Origin of the sequence: Nocardia sp. NPDC020380 (assembly GCF_044386975.1) — a bacterium.
In the GTDB taxonomy this organism is placed as follows: domain Bacteria; phylum Actinomycetota; class Actinomycetes; order Mycobacteriales; family Mycobacteriaceae; genus Nocardia.
Genome location: NZ_JBIRVQ010000033.1, coordinates 1 through 19,546 on the forward strand (window position 1 = coordinate 1; position 19,546 = coordinate 19,546).

Genomic DNA, 19,546 nt, shown 5'->3' on the forward strand with positions numbered 1-19,546 from the left:
GCCCCGCCGACTACGAATCCGTTCACGCACCCGATAACATGGCTCAAGCCGCGTAATCACAAACCCCGTGTCCAACTTCCGGGGTCAAGGCCCCACTGCCCACGGCGCAGATCCAAGAGGCATCAGCTTTGACTGCCTGGCGGACTCGAAATGCCCTGGCCCGACTCGAATCCCGCGGTCTGGTCGTGTCCAGTCAGCCTCGTGGCCGTTGGCGTATCAGTGCCCGCGGCCGAGCCGCCTTCAGGATGAAAGGCACGCGGTACAAGTGAGACTCGTCTTTCTATCTCCAATGCCGCCTGCCATAACCTATCCCCTATTGAGCCAATCAAGCATCTCGTACTGAATGTTCGAGTAGTCATCCCCCGGAGCTAGGTGTCTCGGTGTCACGGCCTCCGTCTCGAAGTCCGCGAGCTCGAACTCCTTATCGCCCACACGCCACATAGCCAAGCGCGCAGCTTTCATTCCTTTGAAGGCGTTGATCCAAATGACAGGGTCCGATCCTGCACTAGACGGATCCTCACCAACTTCAACCTCCGTGCCCTGGTCTTCAAGTGCCACCCTGGCTGCCGCCGCCCAGGAGGAGAACTCTGCAAGATATTCCGAAGGATTCATTTGGTCTCCATGAGTGATAGGTTATGCGCTCGAGGCATCTCCGGAACTGGTCGCCCCATCGTCGCAAGTCTCTGAGACATCCAATGGTTCGGACCGCGTATCTGGCCCCAACCTGGCTCCCCGGCCGGACTGATCGATGAGGTCGGGACATCGAACTCCACGTAAACGGACCCGGGGGGAGCTTGCCGGCGAAATGCTGCCGGATCCGCCGGATTGGCAACGTAGGTAGTGCCTCCTCCACCTTCCTGAACAAATCCTGTATCCACCATCTTCTGATGTTCTTCCGGATTCATCCAGCGCCCCACACGGGTGACCTCCGCGCCACCCGTGCCGCCGATGTCGGAACCTGGGCACGGTGTCAGACCAAGCGGGTCAGTCCATACAAGTGGGTTCTTGGGATAAGTATTGGGGTTAGGGGCCGGGGCGAGACCGAGGAAATCCTGCGTGAGAAACCGTCCGGTTTCTGGGTCGTAGACGCGGTGCAAGTTGTAATGGAGCCCGGTTTCCGGGTCATGGATCTGCCCGGGGAATCGAAGCGGCGTATCGGCGGAGCCGTGCCAGGATGATCCGCCCCAAAGGTTTGTTGTGGCGGTGGCGACGGTTTGGGCCGTATCGGGATCGACGAGATCGGTTGGGGTGCCGACAAGGTCGGTGATGATGGCGTAGAAGGCGCGATCAACTGCGCCTTGGTCGGTGGTTTGGGTGATCGGGGCGCGAGATGTCGGCTGGTAGTGCCACCGAGTTGTTTCCTGGGCGGTGGCCTGTTCGATCAGGTAGGTGGTGTCCCAGGTGTAGTCAGTGCGGTCCAGAACTGCGCCGCCATCGGTCCGACGTTGCTTGGCGGAGCGGCGGCCGACAGCGTCGTACGTGTAGTGCCACCGTTGGCCATCAGGGGTTTGGAGTGCGGTGAGTTGGTTGAACGCGTCGTAGTGGTAGTGCCAGATGTCGGGTTTGCGGGAGAGCCGATGGGTGGTCTTGCGGGTCAGGCGGCCTGCGTGATCGTAGTGGTAGCGGGTACGACCGTCCCGGATGAGCAAGTTGTTGCGGTACTCACGTCGACCATTGCTTGGCAAATCAGATTGAACACCAGCGTTATTCGGAAGCTCGAGAGGAGTGATGCCACCACTCGCACCGATACCGCCTGAACCGACCGGGTCCGAGAGGGCATCAGTGATGTTGCTCAGCGGATCGTAGGCGTACGACTCGGCAAGGACGTCGTCACGGGTGATGGTGGTGACACGGCCAATCGGGTCGACGCAGTACTGCCTGTGTTCCGGTGCAAGGGCATGACGTTCGAGAGTATGTGCAGTCAGGTAGCCGTCCGGGCGGTACGAGTATGTGTCGTGCCGAAGTGAACGAGGTTCAGGGCGCTCGGTGTGGCTGGGGTCGAGGTTCAGAGATGAGGCGGGGAACCCGGTGACCTGTTGGGTCGTGACACGGTTCGTGGCGGACAGGGTGCGATCGACCGCGAGTTCGCCCAGGCGCCAGCCTGTTTGACGGCCGATGTGGTCATGCGTGAAGTGGATGTGGCGGCCGTCGGTCGACATCGACTGGACACGGTTTGCGATATCCCAGTGCCAGGTCGTGACGGCGGCGCCAGGGCTTGTGCGGCGAATGCGGCGACCGTAAGCGTCGTACTCGTGCCGCAGTGGCGGCTGGTCGTCGAGCTGTTGTGTGCGGAGCTGTCCGGTGGGTGTGTAGCCGAATTCCAATGTGTGGATGGGGTCTTCGCCGATGCCTGAGACTGCAGTGAGGACACGGCCCTGCCGATCATGGAGGTAACGTCGCCACTCGCCCGTGTCGGCCACGATCTCGATGAGGCGCCCCAGCACATCATGGTTGTGATGGCGGGTGACACCGGTAGCGGGAGTAACGGTGGCAACCCGGCCCGCTCGGTCGTGGGTGTAGTGGGTCGTGGCCCCGGTGTATTCGGTTTCGGCGATCAGACGGCCTGCGGCGTCGTACGCGTAAGTCCAGGTTTGGTCGAGCGGGTTGGTGACAGCGGTGAGGCGGCGCTCGGTGTCCCAGGTGTAGCGGGTCACCGAACCGTCCGGAGCGGTCTGGGATTCCAACAGGTCGAAGGTGCCGTAGGTGTTGTAGGTAAGGCCGCCGGCACGGTCTGTGTGGGTGAGTTGGTTGCCCTCGCCGTCCCAGGTCCACGACTCGATGTGGCCGTCGGGGTCGGTGCGGGACAGTAGGTTTCCGGCGGGTGACCATTCGTATCGGGTGACCGCGCCGAGGGGGTCGGTGACTTGAATGGGGCGGCCGAAGGTGTCGCGGGTGATGTGGGTGGTCGCGCCGTAGGGGTCGACCACGGTGATCGGCAGGCCTGCGGCGTCTACCTCGATTGTGGTGCGGGCGCCGGTGGCTGCGAGTACGGAGGAGACGGCGCCGTTGCGGTGGTGGGTGTATTCGGTGCGGACGCCGGCTTCGTCGGTCTCGGCGATCAGGTTGCCGGGCTCGTCCCATTCCCGACGCCGGACCCCGCCGTCGACGTCAGTGATCGTGGTAGGGCGGTGATGCCGTTGATAGTCGACGGTGATGCTTGCGCCATCAGGGCGGATTACCTGGGCGACATCACCGTGGGTGGTGTAGCGGTACTCGGTGGTCGCACCATCCGGCGCAACGACTTTCAGCGGATGGCGGTCCTGGTTGTAGTCGTAATGGGTACGCCCGCCCGCGGGGTCGGTCAAGTCTCGGAGACGCAGGTCATGGTCGAAGCCGTGGTAGGTGGCCGCGCCGAGAGAATCGGTGACCGTGGTCAGGGTGCCGGTGCCATCGGGGAAGGTCAGGTAGTCGAAGGTGCTGTTGAGGATGTTGTCGGTGCCTTGCTGGTGGGTTACTCGGCCGACCTCGTCGTAGGTGTTGTGCAGGGAGGTGGCCTTGGAGTCGGTCCACGACAGCATGCGGGCGTGGTCGTCGTAGGTGTAGTGGGTGGTGGCGGAGACGGCGTTGGTGACGGAGGTCAGGTTTCCGGACTGGTAGCCGAATTTTCTTACCTGGGTGCGGGTTTCGCTGCCGAGCTCATCGGTTCCGACAACCGTGAGGGTGGTGATGCGGCCGGCTGCGGTCTCGATGTCCACGCGATATCCGCCGGAATGAGTGACCGCGACCGGCTCACCGTCGGTGTTGTAGTGGAAACGGATGCGGTTGTGGTGGCGGTCGGTGATTGCCGAGATGGCGTAGTTGCCCAGTTGGGTGTCGAGGCCGTCGAGGTCCGCGTTGGGAGCGAAGTGCCACAGGAGTTCTCGTTGCGGGTCCCAGACTCGATAGCCACCGACGTCCGTGCGGGTGAGGGTCCAGCCTGGTCCGCCGGAGATCGCTTCCACCGCGACCCCGGGCTCGGGGTGGGGGTAGGCGAGCATGAGCCCGTCCTCGGCCAGGAGCGTGACGCCCGCGTCTTCGACGACGACCCGCACATCCAGGGTTGCCGACCATGAAGGGCCGAACCAGCGGCCGAACCGATAGTTGGAGCGGTGACGGCGCCGCAGCACCAGGGCCAGGACGCCGGGGAGTTCGAGATCGGTTTCAGGGAGCAGGAATTCGCCGGTCGCGATGTCGACAGGGTCTCGGCCCGCGCAGGTGTTGTTGGGAGTGCGGTTGGTTTCCGGGGCCGTGTCGGTCGCCGACTGATGGGGGTGGCCGTCGGTGTCCGCGTGTGCCCGGTCCCCGAAATTGGGATCCTCGGTGTGCGGGTGCGGGTCTACCGGTTCGCTGTGCGGGCCGTTCGGGTGAGCATCGGCGGGCGAGTCCGGGTGCGGGGCATCTGCTTTCGGGTGGCCGGGGTCTGCGGACGGTCCGCCGGCGCGATCCGGAACCGGCGGCTGCTCGCGTGGACCTCGGTGATCCATGGGTGAATCGGGATGCGGCTTGGACGGATTCGGGACTGGATCAGCCGCGCGTGGCCCCGCCGCGACCGGGCCGCCGTCGACGAGAGGGTCGCGAGTGATGCGCGGAGCATCACCGCGCGGCAGATCGCCGGGCGGGGACGGATGGCTGACAGGACCTTCGAGACGCGGGGCCGGTGAGGTGAGAGGCGCATCGGGCCGCACCGGCGGGGACTGTACCGACGGCGGCGCGTCGTGCAAGCGTGGCGAAGCGTTCACCGGTGCGGGTGAATCAGCCCGTGGGGCAATCGGTTCCGGGCGGGCGCCGGGCAGACTGTCCGGGTGCGGGCCCGCACTGTCGGGCACGTGCGGGCCGGGTGCGTGGGCTCGTGGCGCGTCACCGCTGCCGAGCAGGTTCGGAGTCGCCGGGGACTCGACATTCGGGTGGACGTTCGCCGGAGCCGCGTCCGGGACGTGTGCGGCTGGATCGGTGTGCGGGGCAGGCAGATCAGGGTGTGCGGGTTGGACGGTTCCAGGCACGTCAGGCTTCGGCCCGCTGTCCACCGGCACCTCGCGCGGCCCGCTGTCGACGGGAGCCTGGTGCAGTCCGCTGTCCATCGGACCACCTGGCGAATCGACATGCGGCCCAGACGAATCCGGCAGTCCCGCACGCGGACCGGAATCTACCGGCGGGGCATCAGGGTGCGGGTTGGATGCAGCCGGGTCTGCCCGGGTGGCGTCCGGCTCGAGGTGTGCAGGTCCGCCATCGGGATGTGGTGCGGTACCGCCCGGTTCAGTGGCTCCTGGACGCACATCTACAGGCGCCTTCGTCTCGGGCCCACCCACCGGTTGCGGCGCGGGCGCGACATCACGTGTCGGCACGGCGGGGCCGGCCGGGGCATCGTGCGGGATGCCGCGGCCCACAGGAACGTCCGGCAGACCGTGATCGAGCACGTTCGGCAGGCCACGAGTCGCGTCGAGTGCGAGAGTGGAGTCCTTCGCCGCGGTGAGGCTGGTCTTGGCCACCGTGCCGGTGCCATCCGTCGCCACGGTCAACAGAATGTCTCCGACGAACGACCCCGCCGCCTCGGAGGGATTGTCGGACCAGTGCTTCAGATACGACTTGACCACCGACCCCGGATCCGCGGCCGCGGTGATCAGGCCGGTCCCCAAATCCCCCATGTGCTCGAAGTATTCGGCGGGGTGGGTCAGGTTGTACGGGTCGAGGATGTCGGTCGAGCGGATGAACTGCACCATCGAGGTCGCGCTGGTGAGCAGGCCCTTGGTGAAATTCGCGGTGGCGAGCTGGGATCCGCTGTAGATGTCGCCGAGGTCGTCGAGCATGCGCTCATGGAAGGGCGGCTTTTCCGGCGCCTTGCCCTTCTCCGCGTCTATTCCGGATACCAGGCTCGCGGCCTCCTGGTCGCGGGTCTTGCGTGCCTCCCGCAAACGGTCGCGGGCATTCTGCCGCATCGATGACCATGAATCGGTCAGGGTCGTGCGTTTCTTCTGTTCACTCGACAAGGCGTTGTAGGAGTCCTTGGCGCGTTTCTCTTCTTTCGCCGCGTCCTGCCATTCCCGGATCGCTTCCTCGGCTGCTGTCTGCGCGGTTGTGACGGTCCAGTACCAGCTGTCGAGGAGGCCGGCTGCGGCGTGCATGGCGTCCGAGCCGTCCCACCAGAGCTTGGGTTGTTTGGCGTACTCGTGGTGGAAGGCGTCCGCGGCCCGGCCGGTCCAATCCGCGACGTTGATCGATTTGAGCGCTTCACCGGTACTCGACAGGTCGTCGCCCATCGTGCGGAGCTTGCCCGCCAGCGTGTGGATGGCGGATGGGTCGCCGTGGATCAGTTCCTTCGGGTCGTCGGTTTCGCCGAGTTCCTTTTCCGGGACGTCGGCGCCGGCCAGGTCCGCGAGGTGTTCGCCGGCCTTGTTCAGGTCGTCGGCGACACCGTCCGCGCCGAGGCCGCGCGCGATCACGGCGGCGCCGTCGAGTGCGCCTTCTCCGGCCTCGCCGGCCTTCTTCTTGACCGTGTCGACCGCGGAGTCGACCGCGTTCTCGATCTTGTCGCCGATATTGTCGAGGAAGTCGCCGAGCCCCACTAGTTCGTGCCTCCCTCACGACCCGGATACGGCTTCTCCGTCGCCAGGATCTGCGCTGCCTTCTGCGCGTCCCCGGTCGTCCAATGCGTTGGAATACCGCTGTTGGACAACGCATCCGGGCCAACCGTCTGGATGACCTGACCGTCGAGTTTCAAGTGGTCCACCATGTGGTCGAACGACGCGGAACTGTAGTCGGGATGCTGAATCCAGTTGCCGGGATTATCGGCCAGGAGTTGCTGCCACGACTTCTTGTCGGCCTGCTCGGCGGTCAGGTTCGGGTTGCCCTGCAGCTGGGTGTACATCTCCTTGAACATGTTCGAATACGTCTGATCGATCATGTGATAGCGGCCCGCCGCCAAACCCAGCACCTGCGCGATCGAATTCGCCGACTGCACCAGCGCCCGGACACCCCACGCCCAGCGAGAAGTGAACCCTGACAACGCATCTCGCACCGACGACTTGCCCGCCGCCAAGCCTGACAAGGTCAAGGATTCGAAACCCCTTCCCTCCGCGGCGGTCTCGGCGGTGCCCATCCCCTTCAAGTCACCGATGATCTTGTTGATCCCGTCCGCGGCCGCGGTCAGCACCTGCGGCTCGACCTTCAACTCATCATTCACCGGAGACCCCCGCACTCGCTGACACCGGTTTCGGCGGGAACGCAAAAGGCGTCGCACCGGCACAATCGACCACCACTCCGGTGGGCTGCGAGCATTCCTCCGCATAAGCGATCAACCGCTGCCCGAGTAACCGATGGAACGGATACTCCCGATCCCCGACCACACCGCGCGCGACCATGTAGCGGGCGTACTCACGCTCCTCGGTGAAGGCGCACAGCCACGCGATCCCCTCGACCTCCGAGGTGCGGAACCGACCATCATCGGTCGTCGGCACCCACAGCAGCGCATCCAGGAAAGCCCGTCGAATCGACTCCGGATGCCCGAACCCACCAGCGAACGCCGCCATCTCGGATCGCAATCCGGCCCGGTCATCAGTCACCACAACACCCCCTGCAAACAGTTCCCCCACGACCAGCAGTAGCTCGCAGCCTACAACAATTCGAATAGCCGGACATTTGCCATCATCAACCGCGCGATCCCGAACATCGACCAAGTAGAGCCATAGCTGCGTTTAACGCTCAAAAAGTACGTTAAGGTAGTAGTTAGTTGCACTTTCCCTGAAGGAGGAGCGCTGAACTGGCCACCGCATCGAGTCGAAGAGCGCGCTTGGAACCCTCGTCAGCGACAGGGGTCGCGCGCGGACCGCACTCTCGATCAGATCAGGGTCTCGATTCCACCCCAGATCAGCGAGCTCGACTATGACCCCACCGGCCCGGTCGCCCGCGCACACGAAAACGCGCTGATCGCCATAGCCCGCCTGGAGGCCGGATTCGGAGAGCACCTGGTTCCGCTGGCCGGCTTTCTCTTGCGTAGTGAGTCGGTTGCTTCCTCCAAAATCGAGCACATCGACGCGGGCTGGCGGGCTTTCGGCAAAGCGATCGCGGGAGGAAAGTCCAGCGAGGAAGCGAAGTCTCAGCTGGCGGCCGTCAAAGCCCTCATCTCGATGGTCGACGCAGCCGGCTCGGGAAACGTCACGCCAGCCGATCTGCTGACCGCGCACCGGTTACTGATGGCCACCGACTACTACACGGCGCGAGACGCGGGACAATTGCGCGACGTGCAGAACTGGATCGGCGGTAGCGATTACACCCCGATCGATGCCGCGCATGTACCGCCGCCACCCGAGCTGGTACCCGCTCTGATGGAAGACCTGCTGGTTTTCGTCAATCGGAACGACCTGCCGATCCTCGCGCAAGCAGCCATCGCGCATGCACAGTTCGAGTCGATTCACCCCTTCACCGACGGGAACGGGCGTATCGGACGGGCGCTCATCAGCGCGGTACTGCGCCGACGCGGACTCACCCGACGAGTAACCGTGCCGCTGGCATCGGTCATGCTGGCAGACACCCGGCGATACTTCGTGCACCTCAACCACTTCCGAAGCGGACAGGCCGACGAATTCGTCGAATATCTGGCCATCGGCGCCATCCACGCCAGTGAGGCCGCGCAGGACTCGGCTCTCGCGCTCGCCGAGCTTCCGGAACGCTGGCGCGACATTGCCCGACCGCGGACGAACTCTGCGGACGAAGCGATACTCGGCGCATTGCTGGAGACACCGATCCTGAACGCCGACACCGCGCAACAGATCACCGGCACGACCGACGGCAGCACATACCGGGCATTGGGACGATTGACAGAAGCCGGCATCCTCGAGGTCCTGTCGGAAAGCAAACGCAACCGCATCTGGGCAGCCACCGATGTACTCGCCGAACTGGACGCCCTCAGTGCATCCATCGGCCGGCGAACCACCGAGCAACTTTGATACCGAGGATTTCGCAACCAGGTCGCGAATCCGCTTCCGTGTCAGGCCATATGACGGAGTGTGATCCGCAGTCGGTGGTCCCGCTCGCATTCGAACGGATCTGTCAGTCGGTTGGTTGTAGCTGTTCTCCGTCCCACGTGAAGCGGGCCGTTGTCACCGCGTCGTCCCCGTCTCCGGTGATGATCTGATGAATCCCGATCCCGCTCAATTCGGAGTACGTGCACCACTCGTGGTCCGAGGTCAGCATCAGGTCCAGGTCGAGATCGGACAGGAGGGCGAAGATCTGACCTCGGTTGGTGGTGTCGACGCCGACGAAGACCTCGTCGAGGAGGATCAGGCGCGGGGCCTGCGAGGCCGATTGGTAGTGGGCGGCTACGGCGGCGAAGAGGGGAAGGTGAAGGGCTATGGCCTTTTCGCCGCCGGAGAGGGCGCCGTGGAGTTTTTTGGTGAGTTTCTGGTAGCCCTCGCCGTTGCCTCGATCGAGCTTGACGACGAACTGGTGCCAGGCGGTGTAGTCGAACACCTGGGCCAGTTGCTGTTCCCAGCTGGTGGCGGTGTCATCGGCCTTGGCTTCCTCGATGCGGTCGCGCAGAAAGCGGTGCAGGGCTTCGTGATCAGCCTCGCTCAGACGGATGGGGTCTTTGAGGAGGAGGTCGCGGGCCGCCTTGGTGCCGGGCGGGAGGTTGTCGGCTATCTGCCAGACCAGGCGAACCGAGACATTGGAGGCGGTGCGGACGCGTTCGAGGCGGGCGTTCATACCGTCGACGAGGTCATTGGCTTGGCGGATGCGGGCGGCGAGGTGGCGGCGGGTGTCGCCGGTAAGGGTCTTGTCGAAGAGATCTCGTTCGCGTTCGGTGATTTCGTGTTCGGCGTCCTGAGCGTCGGTGCGCAGGATGTGCAGGAGTTCGGCGGCGCCGACCCGGACGCCGTCGATAACGGCGGTGAAGATCTGGATATCCTCGTCGGTTTCGAGGTCGAGATCGGCGCGGGAACTCAGCGCCGTGCGGGACTCGTGAACAGAGTCGTTCAGGCGGCGCAGGGCCTCACCGAGATTTGCTGTGCTGCAAGGGATGTTCGGCCAGGCGGCGGCGATCAAACGGGCGGAGTCCAAGGCGGCGCGCACGCCTACGGAGCCGGTGAGCAGGGTGCGGAACTCGTCCAGGTCGGGGAGTTCGCCGTCGATCGGGAAGACTCCGGTCGCGACATGACGGAACCGCTGCGCGACGGCGTCGCGGTCGGCGGCCGCGGCGTCGCGCGCTCGCGCGTCGGTGTGACGCTTGGAGTCCAGCCTGCCGAGATCGCCGGCGAGATCGCCGACCGACCGGCGTTGCGCGCGCAGCTCATCGGCGATGTGATCGAGTCGCATTCGGACACCGCGTATTTCGTCGAGCACGCCCTGATAGTCGAGACCGATGGAGGCCTCGACGGTTGCCAGTTTCGCGGCCTGCTGACGCTGCTCGGCCTCCGCCGTCGCCGCATCCGACTCCCGTTCGCGCGCCAAACCTGCTGAGCGGTCGGCCTTCTCGGCGAGCTGGGCGGCAGCTCGCCGAGCGGACGTCCAATCTCGGTGCGCGTCCAGCCAGGTTTCGGCGTGGTCGGCGAAACCGTCCACTGCCGCGCTGACCCGCGTCAGCGCCTCCCGCTCGGCGGGCAGCCCCGTCTCCGCGGCCAGCCGGGACAGGTTCAGGAGGGCGGACTTCACGGCCGCCTCCTTCTCCGCGACCTCGGCGATCCTGGCCCGGACGACAGAGTCCGCGGCATCCAGATCCGATTCGGATCTGGTGAGTTGCCGCTCCGCGAGCGAGAATTCCGCATGGCTGGGACGGGAGTCGGTCTCGGCGCGAATGACATCACGGCGCGCCGTCAGCGCCTGCCGGTCCCGGGTCAGACTGGTCAGCGTCTCCTCGCAGCGCACAATCAGCACACCCAGTTCCTGAATCCGACGCTCCCGCGCCCGCTGCCTGGTCGACGCACCGATGTGAGCAGCGTGGGCCTTGTTCCAGCTGCCCGACAAGGCACCCATCCGCCAGCCGCCATCCGCGCCGATCGCCGCGACAGACTCGACGAGATGATCGCCGAATGCCACTGCGGCCAAAAGCTTGCGCACGTGTGCGGCATCGACTTCGGCGGCCGGCACTACACGCAGGACATCGGCCAGCGAACGGCCCGACACCGGGGCGAGCGCGGCGGAGTCCGCGAACACATCATGACCGCTGACCTCACCGCGCGGCCCGATCCAGGCATCCAGCAAGCCGGATGCCTCGAGAGCGGCTTCCATGGCCGCCTGCTCGGATTCGGGAACACCGTCCGCGAAGTCGACGAGCCGCCACAACGGGGCTCCCGCCATCAGCGTCCGATCGGTGGTACGCCAGAGTGGGGCGACCGGTGGGATGTCGTGTTCGCCGGCCAGTCGATCACGTTCCGCGACAAGGTGATCCCGCTCGTCACGCGCGCTATCCACCGAGGATTCGACCCGAGTCTCCGAGCGCGCGATCGCATCCAGCACAGCCCGTGCGGCAGCGTTGACCAGGTCGATGACCGCCGCCTCGGATTCGGCGCGATCGGCAAGCTCGTCCGGGGCCTCGAAACTGAGCTCCCGGCAGGATTCGGCCCAGTTCGTCAGTCGAGTTCGCAACTCCCGCAATGCCGTATCACGCGCGGCGGCGGCCAGGTCTCGTCGATCCACGGCGCTGCCGTAACCCGCACGAGCCTTGTCGAGCGAGCCTTCCGCGTCCCCGCGCAGCGCCACGGATCGCTCATGAACCTCCAGTGCATGCCCGATGGCGGCGATCCGATCCCGTTTGCCACGCAGTGCACCTCGCAGCAGAGCACGGGTACCGTCGCCGCCGAGCGTGACACCGATCTCGTCGAATACACCGACCATGCCGCTGCGTGCGGCTGCCTGACGGGTCTCGGCGGCATGGTCGGAGACGCTCCGGGAATACCGCTTTTCGATGTCCGCCGACTGCGTGGCCGCCGCCGCATCTTCTTCGGCGAAGGACTGGTAACGGTGCGCCTGGGCGCGCAAGTCCACGGCGCGCCCCTGCGCTCCGGCCGCCGCGGTGCGCAGGCCATCCAACTCGAGCCCCTGTTTGTAGGCCTCCGACTCCATCAGTCCGTCTTTGCGGGCGTCGATCTCGTCGTGTTCCGCCTCCAATTCGAGAACCCGCGCCTCGGATTCGGTCTTGCGACGCGCGACAGACTCGTAATCATCGGCGGACTTGTGTGCCTCAGCGGAGAGTTTCTCGAGCTCGGTGGTCGCGGAGATGAGGGCGCCGGCGCGGGCACGCAGCACCCGCTGAGCGTAGGTGCGCTGCTGACGGGCCAGGGTACCGGTCGCGGCGACCTCGTCCTGCAGGCGGTGCAGTCGCTCACGCTGGGCGTCGAGTCGTTCGAAACCCTCTGCCAGATCCTGGATTTCATCGTGCCCGAGTGGCGGAAGAGCGCGTGACAACAGGACGGACAGCAGGGACGGATCCAGCCGCTGGGACAATTTCGGAGTGCGCAGCTGCAGGAGGGCGGTAATGAGCGCGTCATAGCGCTGGTCGTTCAGCGTGGGGAACAGCGTCGCGCGAACCTGTTCCCGATAATCGCCCGGACCGGCGTGGACCCGGCCACACGCATCGAGAGCGTGCTCCAGACCGGCACGGGTGAGCGGCTGGCCCGCCTCATTGGTCAGCGCGAGATCGACACCGATCCGCAGCTCCGTGGTGAAGTAGTCGGGGTGCACCGATGTGGTGTGCGCACTGGCTTGCAACCGGGCGCCGCACGTGAACCACCGGTCCTCGACGCCGGGCAGCCGGAATTCGAGCCAGACATAGCCGACCCGGGTGACACCGGATGCGCCTTCCCCCATCATGTTCCAATGCATCGTGCGCTCCGAAGTGCCGAACGTCGACAATCGGTTGGGTCGCAGGCTCGCATCGAACAGGAACGGCAGCAACAGTTCCAGTGCCTTCGACTTCCCGCTGCCGTTCGGACCGCGGAGCAGCAGACGACCGTCGTGAAAGTCGAACACCTCGTCGTAGTATCGCCAGACATTGAGGATGCCCGCACGCGATGGCGACCAGCGTGGTACCTGCTCACCGAAATCATCAGTGCGCCTGCGTAGTTCGGTGACAGCCATCAGGACTCCCCGGATGTTCGGATGTCGGCCACGCGATATCGGTCGGCGGCGGGTAGCGGAATCACCAGACCCGCATCGGTGCGGCGGACGAGACCGAACGCGGCGAGAGTGGCCAGCGCGTCGTCCACCAGTTCGCGTACACCGTCCTCGCCGCGATAGGTACGCGCCCAACGCGGAAAGCGTTCCAGCAGAGCGGCTACCGACCGCCGCAGACGCTCGACGGTGGCCGGGGCCGCCAGCTCATCGAGCAGCAGCAGTGCGGCGACCTTCGCCGTCGCGGCGTCATCGGGAAACTTGGTGTCGGTCGCGATCGCGTCCACATCGACGAGCAACACGCCTTCCGCGCGCTCCTCGAGCACGAAGCCGCCTTGATCGGTTGCCCTGCGCAACAACTGCCGACCAGTGGGTGAGGAGAGGTAGGCACGTTCCTCAGCCGAAAGGTCATCGAAATACAGCACCGGATCGTCGATCAATCGCCGAAAGATCGTGTGGCGCAACCAGAGATTCCGCTGCACGTCGGAAACCACGGTCCGATCAGCGTACCTACCCGATGACAGGCCGTAGCGACGCTCACGCGAGACACCCTCCAGCAGATCGACGAAACGCAGCGGCACCTCCTCGATCGGTACCGCCAATTGCGACGGTCCGACGGGAGCCGCCAGCAATCGCAGCAGTAGGGTACTGTCCACGCGATACAGCACCTTCGCCGCCGCCGAATCGACATAAGAGTCCGCGGCGCCGTCGAGGGCGTCCAAGACGCCGAAAGACTCCAGCAGTCGCAGCGCATCGACGAACGCCATCCGCTCGGAGCGAGAAGCGGAATCGAACGACTCCACCACCGGATCGGCCGCCGTCGCGGCCTTCACCCGATCCGCGAGCAGTCCGATCGTGGTCACAGGCGTGGCGAACAACTCCGCGGCAATGACGCAGAGCAGCACATAGCGGCGGCGATCGAACGGCGCCTTCCCGGACCTGTGGCGCCGCGCCGGCCGACTCGGATCCAGAGCAGGTCGGACCTTCACCAAACGCGCATAACCCAAGCGCGGTTCGACGATCAACGTCCAGCCACAGTAGTAGTCGAACCATTTCGCAATGGGTTCATGGCGGCGGCGAATCAGGTCGAAGGCGTCCGGCGCGGAGGGTTCGGTCACCAACGGGCTTGCCAGCAACTGCCGAATTCCGCGCGACACTTCCTCACGCTCGGCGATCACCAGTTGGTTGGCGAGTTCGCTCATTACCGGTCTCCGCCCGCCCGGCGGGCGTCCTGCCGCGACGCGGTGACGATCTGGAGCAGATAGTCAGGGCCGCGGAAAGTACCGCGCTGTGTCTTCAATTCGGCGAGCGCGCCATCCGGTGGAGGGCGCAGGACAATCTCGACCCGGCCGTCGATCGTGCTGCCACGCCGCGTCCCGTCCGCCTGCGGAGCATTGCCGAGCCCTCTGCCCAGTAGGTCCAGGAGGCGTTCGAACACTCCCTGGTCGAGGCGCCCGAAACTCGACAACCGCACCACGCCACCGGTATCGAGCAGATCCCAGGCGGCCTCCAGTTCGGCACGCTCCTGCACCGCCCGGCGGGCCCGTTCCGCCTTGATCGCTGCCACATCACGGACCCGGCCGGTGCGACTGAACCGCTCGGTACGGCCGGCGGAACGCAACAAGGCAGAAACCTGCACGGGCGGAGCCTCTTTCCACGATGCGCTCGAACTCACCAGCTCGGGATCGGGATGCGCCAGGTGCGCGTGCCGCGCCGCGCTCAACCCGAACGCCGTCGACCACAGGAGATGCAGATCATCCTGTGCCGGAGCAACCGTGAACCAGCGCGCGAGTTCCCGGAAATCCGCCACCGCACTGCTGGATCGGCGCTTCGACTCGGTGAGACGGTCCAGCACCTGCAACAGCGCGATAATCGCCCTGCGCCCCACCAGGACGAGCTGCTCTATGCGCGGCACCGAACCATCAACCGGAAGAAACCAGGCGCGCAATCCCTCCCAGCGCGCACGACGCTGCTCGAGCCACGCGGGGCGTGGATCGGCTCCGCTCAACTGCGGCAATTCCGCGCCGAGCAGCGCGCGCTGATGCAGCAGCGCCACACCGTAGTCCTCCGCGGCACCTACCCGGGTAGTGATGACGTGACAGCGATGATCGAGATTGCTGAGGAACTCCTGCAGGTAGGCCACCGTCGCGGCCTTCACCTCATGGAATACCGCCAGGTCCGCATTATCGGCACGCAGCAGCCGCTGCAGTTCGCCGTTGAACCGCTTGGTATTGCCGCGCAGCGCCTCCAAATGCGATTCCAGTTCGAACAGAACGATGTAAATCCTTCGTTCCGTGCCGGATTCGAGCTCACCGAGCAGATCGCCCAACCGGTCGGCAATGGCGTCCAGCACCGCCGTCTGCAGGGCGCCGGCCGAGGCCAGCACGGCCATCGCATGAAGCACGCCCGCGAAGGCCGCCTCCCCCTGACGGGTCAGCGAGTACTGCAGATTGCGACGCTCGTATTCACTTGCGGTGCGGTAATTCTCGGAGTGATTCTGGATGACGTCGACCAAGTTCCAGACCCTGAGCTGATCCAATGCGGTGATCAGATCATCGTCCTCGAGCGGTTCGAGCCACCCGATCGACCGCATGCGAGCGCGGAGATCGTCGATTCCCAACGCGGTCTCCAACCGCTCGTTCGCCTCCCCGAAGGCATGCAGAACCGACACATACAAGCCGGAGCGATCCGCGGTGGCGAACCGGAACATCTCCGACGGGACACGAATCGAATTCATGGCGTTCTCCCCCGGGCCGACATTATGGTCACACACCTTAGTTCCGGGCACCGACAGCCTTGTATGCCTCACACCGCGTACTGCCGCGCCAGCTCATCCAGCAGCGCCGCCGCAACACGTTCCTCCGGCACCGATTTCCCCGACAGTCTCAGCTGCTCGGACAGCTCCGGATCCCACGGGACCGGCGTAACCCGGCCCACCGGCGGCGCGTCCTCGCCCACCGCGGTCAGATAGTCCTCGGTCGTCATGCGCCACGGCAGCGCGCCGACCCGCGCCACAATGTGCGCGGCTATGCGCAGACCCTCACCGTCGAAATCACCGTGGTAATACAGCTGGGCGCCTGCCGCGGCCAGCTGCTGGAGCAAGACCACTGCTGCGCTGCGCGGCCAGCCGGAGGTGCAGACCATGGGCGGGCAGCTGCCCGCGAAACGTGTCACCGCCAGCGCCAGCACACTCGGGTTCTCCACCACCCACACCTCGGCGGGGACGTCATCGAGACGCCCGGCACGCAGCTGCTGCAATGTCAGCACCGCGGCGTGACCGGAATCCGCGCAGACCCGAAGGATTCGCCCGGCAACAGTGTCGCCGCCTACCTGCAGTCCGGCGGCAAGCACCGTCGACGACAACTCGTCATCGGCGATCCCGGCCCTGTCCCACAACATACGAAGTCCCGCGGCATCGGAGGGCGGGTCGGTCCCATAGATCGCGGACAGCGCTCGCACTACCAGACGCTGTACGCGCCGATTCTCGTCGAGTCCATGCGGATCACACAGCACCGAATCCGCAAATACGGGCAAAGGAGTGCCAGAACCAGGCAATTCGCGCAATACACGCAGAGCGGATTCGAGCTCCATTCGAGTCCGTTCCACCGATCCAGCAATCAGTCCGGACCGTTTGGTCGCCTCGGCCCAGCCCGCGAGCGCCGGCTGGGCGCGCACGACCTCATGCCCGATCAGCCAGTCCCACAGATCTTTTCGCTCTGCCGCCGACCGGCGACGCTCGCTCGCGCGATCATCAATGGGGCCTACCAGCCGCTCGATCACCGTGCGTACTGTCGAACCGGTCGCCGCGAAGAGGATCGGCTCGAGCGTGCTCATCGCCACTGTGGTGAACTCTCCCGGTAAGCGCTGCATCCCGAAGAATTCGGCAAGAGCGGTGCGTTCCTCCTCACCCAGCGGACCCACCGTCACTCGACTCACCGTCTGTCCAGACGACAGTCTTCGATGCAACTCACGCCACAGTGGCTCGAGCCCGGGCGAAAGACGGCGGCTTGGATGGTCCGGCACCGCTCGAGACTATCGGGCAGACCTTCAGCGATCCAAAGGTAGATCCTGCCCGTGATCCTCGCCGCGTTCATTTCCTGGACAGCCAACCGTCCCAATCTCTTTCCCGCCTTGGCTTCATTCCCTACGACCTAACGCGGTCGCTCTCACTGGATCGGGCAATCGCCACCAAACCGCCACCGAACATCCGTGCCACGGATATGACAAATCGTGACATTTTATATCTATAGCGCCCTGACCTGCATCGCTGCAGCCGCAATCAGTAACGGAATCCGGTACGCAGACGGATACTTCAATACTCACCGTTACCGTCGGTAAACCTGAATACCCGGGTGAATTCGGCCGAATCATCCACCGGGTGGGTGAATCCATGTCACGAATGACACAAAATTGCCCGAATCATCCCTTTTATCAAGGAATTCGAAAATGAACGATCCACGTATGCCGCAGCAGCCATGGCAAGGAGGCGGCCCACAGCCGGCCCCCGGCTACCCGCCGGCGCCGCCGCGGAAGCGCCGTGTCTGGCCCTGGGTGCTTTTCGGCGTCTTCGCGTGCATAGCCCTGCTCTTCGGCGGATGCGTCGCACTGGTCGGTGGCGCGGCCCATGAGGTGGCCAAGCAGGAGGCACAGTCCACGAGTGTCGCTCCGGTGGGATCCGAGGTCCGCGACGGGAAGTTCGCCTTCACCGTGAACAGTGTCGACGCGCCGGTGAGCTCAGTGGGAGACAACGAGTTCATGGCCAAGCAGGCTCAGGGCGAATACATCCTCGTTCATGTCACCATCGCCAATATCGGAGACCAATCGCAGACGTACATCGGCAACAACCAGAAGCTCATCGACGATCAGGGCAAGTCCTACTCCGACGACAGCGCGGCCGAGATGAACCTGAACAAGGACATCGTCACTGACATCAACCCGGGCAACAAGGTCGCGGTGGCGCTCGCCTTCGACGTACCGAAGGGCACGGTCCCGAACGCCATCGAGTTCCACGATTCGATGTTCTCCGGCGGCGTGCGCGTCGCACTGAAATAGGTGGAGCGGCTGGTGCGAAGTTCGCCAGGAACATCGCACCGGCCACTACCCAGCCACACCCGACTCGGCCCCGACTTTCAGGAAGCAGGTGGTGGTTCGTTCTCTTCTGCCAGGATCTGATTCACCTCGGTGAGGAGGTCGGTGGCGAGGGGGTGGTTGTGGATGGGGGCGTGGGGGGAGGGGCCTCGGCGGAAGAGGCGGGTGGTGAGGTGGGCGGCGAGGTGTTCGAAATCGTGGGGGGCGGCGGTGAGGGAGTCGAAGTCTATGTCGCCGGAGACGAGGGCGGCCAGGTCGAGGTTCCAGGACCAGACTCGGGTGCGGTAGTGGGTGGGGCGGGTGGTCCAGACGCCTTCGGATTCGCGGTGGAGGCGGGGGTCGGGCCAGCCTATGGGGGGATCGATGTTGATGGTGAGTTCTATTGCTATGCCGCCGGGTTGCTCGTATTCGGTGACGTAGAGGGTTTCCTGGGTGCTGCAGTGGAGGGTCAGGAGGCGGCGCATGCCTTCTGATTTCGGGGTGGGAGGTAGGGCTGTCACGTTCCAGAGGTGGGGGTGGGTGGTGGTCGGGGTGGGGATGGTTTCGATGATGTAGGCGGCCACTGCGGTGCGGATCGCGGAGTAGGCGGGGTGGTGGCTGAGTTCCTCGAAACGTGAATCTTCCTGGGGCAGCACGGGATATAGGAATACCAGGAGAGGGTGGAATATGTTGCGGGATAACCGATTTGGTTCGATCAGGCACTATCGGTCAGTAGGCGAGCAGGAATTCCGGGGTGCGGTGGCGGCGTAGGAGGAGGTCCAGGGCGGCCGGGAAGGTGGGTGCCAGGAGGTGGAGGCCCTGGACGCTGTCGGAGACGACTCGGTCGTCGTCGAGGATGAGGATGAAGGTGGAACCGGTGGCATCGGCTGCCAGGGGGGTCATTCGGTGGCCCAGGGCGGATTCGAGGTCCAGGTAGCGTTCGTACATGCCGTGGCCCACTTCGATGGGGTCGAAGAAGAGGGGGGAGGCCGGCCAGAGGGCCTCGGGGACTTCCGGCGGATACAGGGCCAGATTGCCGAAGTTCTGGAGGATTGCTGCCGCGGTGGGAGAGACGTTGTAGCCCTCGGCTTCGAGACGGTCGACCCAAGTTGTGATGTCTATGCGGCGACTCGGGGACCAGCCGGCGGCGGTGATGGTCCGCGCCGTGGCGGGGGTCGGGCAATCCAGGACATCCAGCACTTGTGAAAAGGGCATGAAGGATATTCGGAACCAATGGGGAAATGGCCTGGAATTGCGCAGGTAGTGAAATACAAAAGATATGAAAACCGCGAAGGCCCCCAGCAGATGCTGGGGGCCTTCGGGAAGGATGTTCCGGCGGTGTCCTACTCTCCCACACCCTGTCGAGTGCAGTACCATCGGCGCAGGTGGCCTTAGCTTCCGG

Annotated in this window: 12 protein-coding genes; 2 read left to right on the forward strand and 10 right to left on the reverse strand. The window is 64.9% G+C overall.

All coding sequences use genetic code 11. The annotated features are described in order from the left end of the window. Positions 1–306: 306 nt before the first annotated feature. From ACH438_RS45875 to ACH438_RS45890, 4 genes are read right to left on the reverse strand one after another with little or no spacing between them, the layout of a single operon-like run. Positions 307–612, reverse strand: coding sequence for a hypothetical protein (locus ACH438_RS45875; protein WP_397017577.1), 306 nt, complete (start codon positions 610–612; stop codon positions 307–309). Then, the gene (locus ACH438_RS45880) at positions 609–6,539 is read right to left on the reverse strand and encodes a putative T7SS-secreted protein (RefSeq protein ID WP_397017579.1); all 5,931 of its coding nucleotides are present in this window, start codon (positions 6,537–6,539) and stop codon (positions 609–611) included. Before ACH438_RS45880 ends, ACH438_RS45875 begins: the two co-directional genes overlap by 4 nt. After that, positions 6,539–7,156 carry a type VII secretion target gene (locus ACH438_RS45885; protein WP_397017581.1) on the reverse strand — a complete coding sequence of 206 codons (618 nt, stop codon included), beginning with the start codon at positions 7,154–7,156 and terminating at the stop codon, positions 6,539–6,541. The genes ACH438_RS45880 and ACH438_RS45885 overlap by 1 nt, the downstream gene beginning before the upstream one ends. Further along, a complete protein-coding gene (locus ACH438_RS45890) occupies positions 7,149–7,535 on the reverse strand; it encodes a hypothetical protein (protein ID WP_397017583.1) in 387 nt (128 codons plus the stop codon). Before ACH438_RS45890 ends, ACH438_RS45885 begins: the two co-directional genes overlap by 8 nt. A 192-nt stretch (positions 7,536–7,727) precedes the next feature. Here ACH438_RS45890 and ACH438_RS45895 point away from each other — a divergent pair, with 192 nt between their 5' ends. After that, positions 7,728–8,918: a Fic family protein gene (locus ACH438_RS45895; protein WP_397017601.1), complete on the forward strand. Its 1,191-nt coding sequence runs from the start codon at positions 7,728–7,730 to the stop codon at positions 8,916–8,918. A gap of 103 nt (positions 8,919–9,021) precedes the next feature. Here the strand turns inward: ACH438_RS45895 and ACH438_RS45900 are convergent, their stop codons facing one another. The 4 genes from ACH438_RS45900 to ACH438_RS45915 are packed head-to-tail and all read right to left on the reverse strand — an operon-like array spanning position 9,022 to position 17,100. Next, entirely contained in the window at positions 9,022–13,044 is a 4,023-nt protein-coding gene (locus ACH438_RS45900; protein ID WP_397017585.1) for a TIGR02680 family protein, read from the reverse strand. Continuing rightward, positions 13,044–14,279 (reverse strand): TIGR02678 family protein, encoded by a 1,236-nt coding sequence (locus ACH438_RS45905; RefSeq protein WP_397017587.1) that lies wholly within the window; start codon positions 14,277–14,279, stop codon positions 13,044–13,046. Before ACH438_RS45905 ends, ACH438_RS45900 begins: the two co-directional genes overlap by 1 nt. Continuing rightward, positions 14,279–15,886: a TIGR02677 family protein gene (locus ACH438_RS45910; protein WP_397017589.1), complete on the reverse strand. Its 1,608-nt coding sequence runs from the start codon at positions 15,884–15,886 to the stop codon at positions 14,279–14,281. The genes ACH438_RS45905 and ACH438_RS45910 overlap by 1 nt, the downstream gene beginning before the upstream one ends. Further along, positions 15,883–17,100 (reverse strand): TIGR02679 family protein, encoded by a 1,218-nt coding sequence (locus ACH438_RS45915; protein ID WP_397017591.1) that lies wholly within the window; start codon positions 17,098–17,100, stop codon positions 15,883–15,885. The genes ACH438_RS45910 and ACH438_RS45915 overlap by 4 nt, the downstream gene beginning before the upstream one ends. 423 nt (positions 17,101–17,523) lie before the next feature. Between ACH438_RS45915 and ACH438_RS45920 the strand changes: the two genes are divergently transcribed. Next, positions 17,524–18,129, forward strand: coding sequence for a DUF4352 domain-containing protein (locus tag ACH438_RS45920; RefSeq protein ID WP_397017593.1), 606 nt, complete (start codon positions 17,524–17,526; stop codon positions 18,127–18,129). Positions 18,130–18,206: 77 nt separating this feature from the next. Here the strand turns inward: ACH438_RS45920 and ACH438_RS45925 are convergent, their stop codons facing one another. Both ACH438_RS45925 and ACH438_RS45930 read right to left on the reverse strand, forming a co-directional pair. Further along, a complete protein-coding gene (locus tag ACH438_RS45925) occupies positions 18,207–18,800 on the reverse strand; it encodes a hypothetical protein (protein ID WP_397017595.1) in 594 nt (197 codons plus the stop codon). Positions 18,801–18,873: 73 nt separating this feature from the next. Continuing rightward, complete coding sequence (locus ACH438_RS45930) at positions 18,874–19,359, reverse strand: SUKH-3 domain-containing protein (RefSeq protein ID WP_397017599.1); 486 nt, start codon at positions 19,357–19,359, stop codon at positions 18,874–18,876. Positions 19,360–19,546: the final 187 nt, after the last annotated feature.

Bases quoted from the DNA above. Each gene is read 5' to 3' on its own strand.
- ACH438_RS45875 (WP_397017577.1), bottom strand. From the start codon at position 612: ATGAATCCTTCGGAATATCTTGCAGAGTTCTCCTCCTGGGCGGCGGCA.
- ACH438_RS45900 (WP_397017585.1), bottom strand. From the start codon at position 13,044: ATGGCTGTCACCGAACTACGCAGGCGCACTGATGATTTCGGTGAGCAG.
- ACH438_RS45905 (WP_397017587.1), bottom strand. From the start codon at position 14,279: ATGAGCGAACTCGCCAACCAACTGGTGATCGCCGAGCGTGAGGAAGTG.
- ACH438_RS45920 (WP_397017593.1), top strand. From the start codon at position 17,524: ATGAACGATCCACGTATGCCGCAGCAGCCATGGCAAGGAGGCGGCCCA.
- ACH438_RS45930 (WP_397017599.1), bottom strand. From the start codon at position 19,359: ATGCCCTTTTCACAAGTGCTGGATGTCCTGGATTGCCCGACCCCCGCC.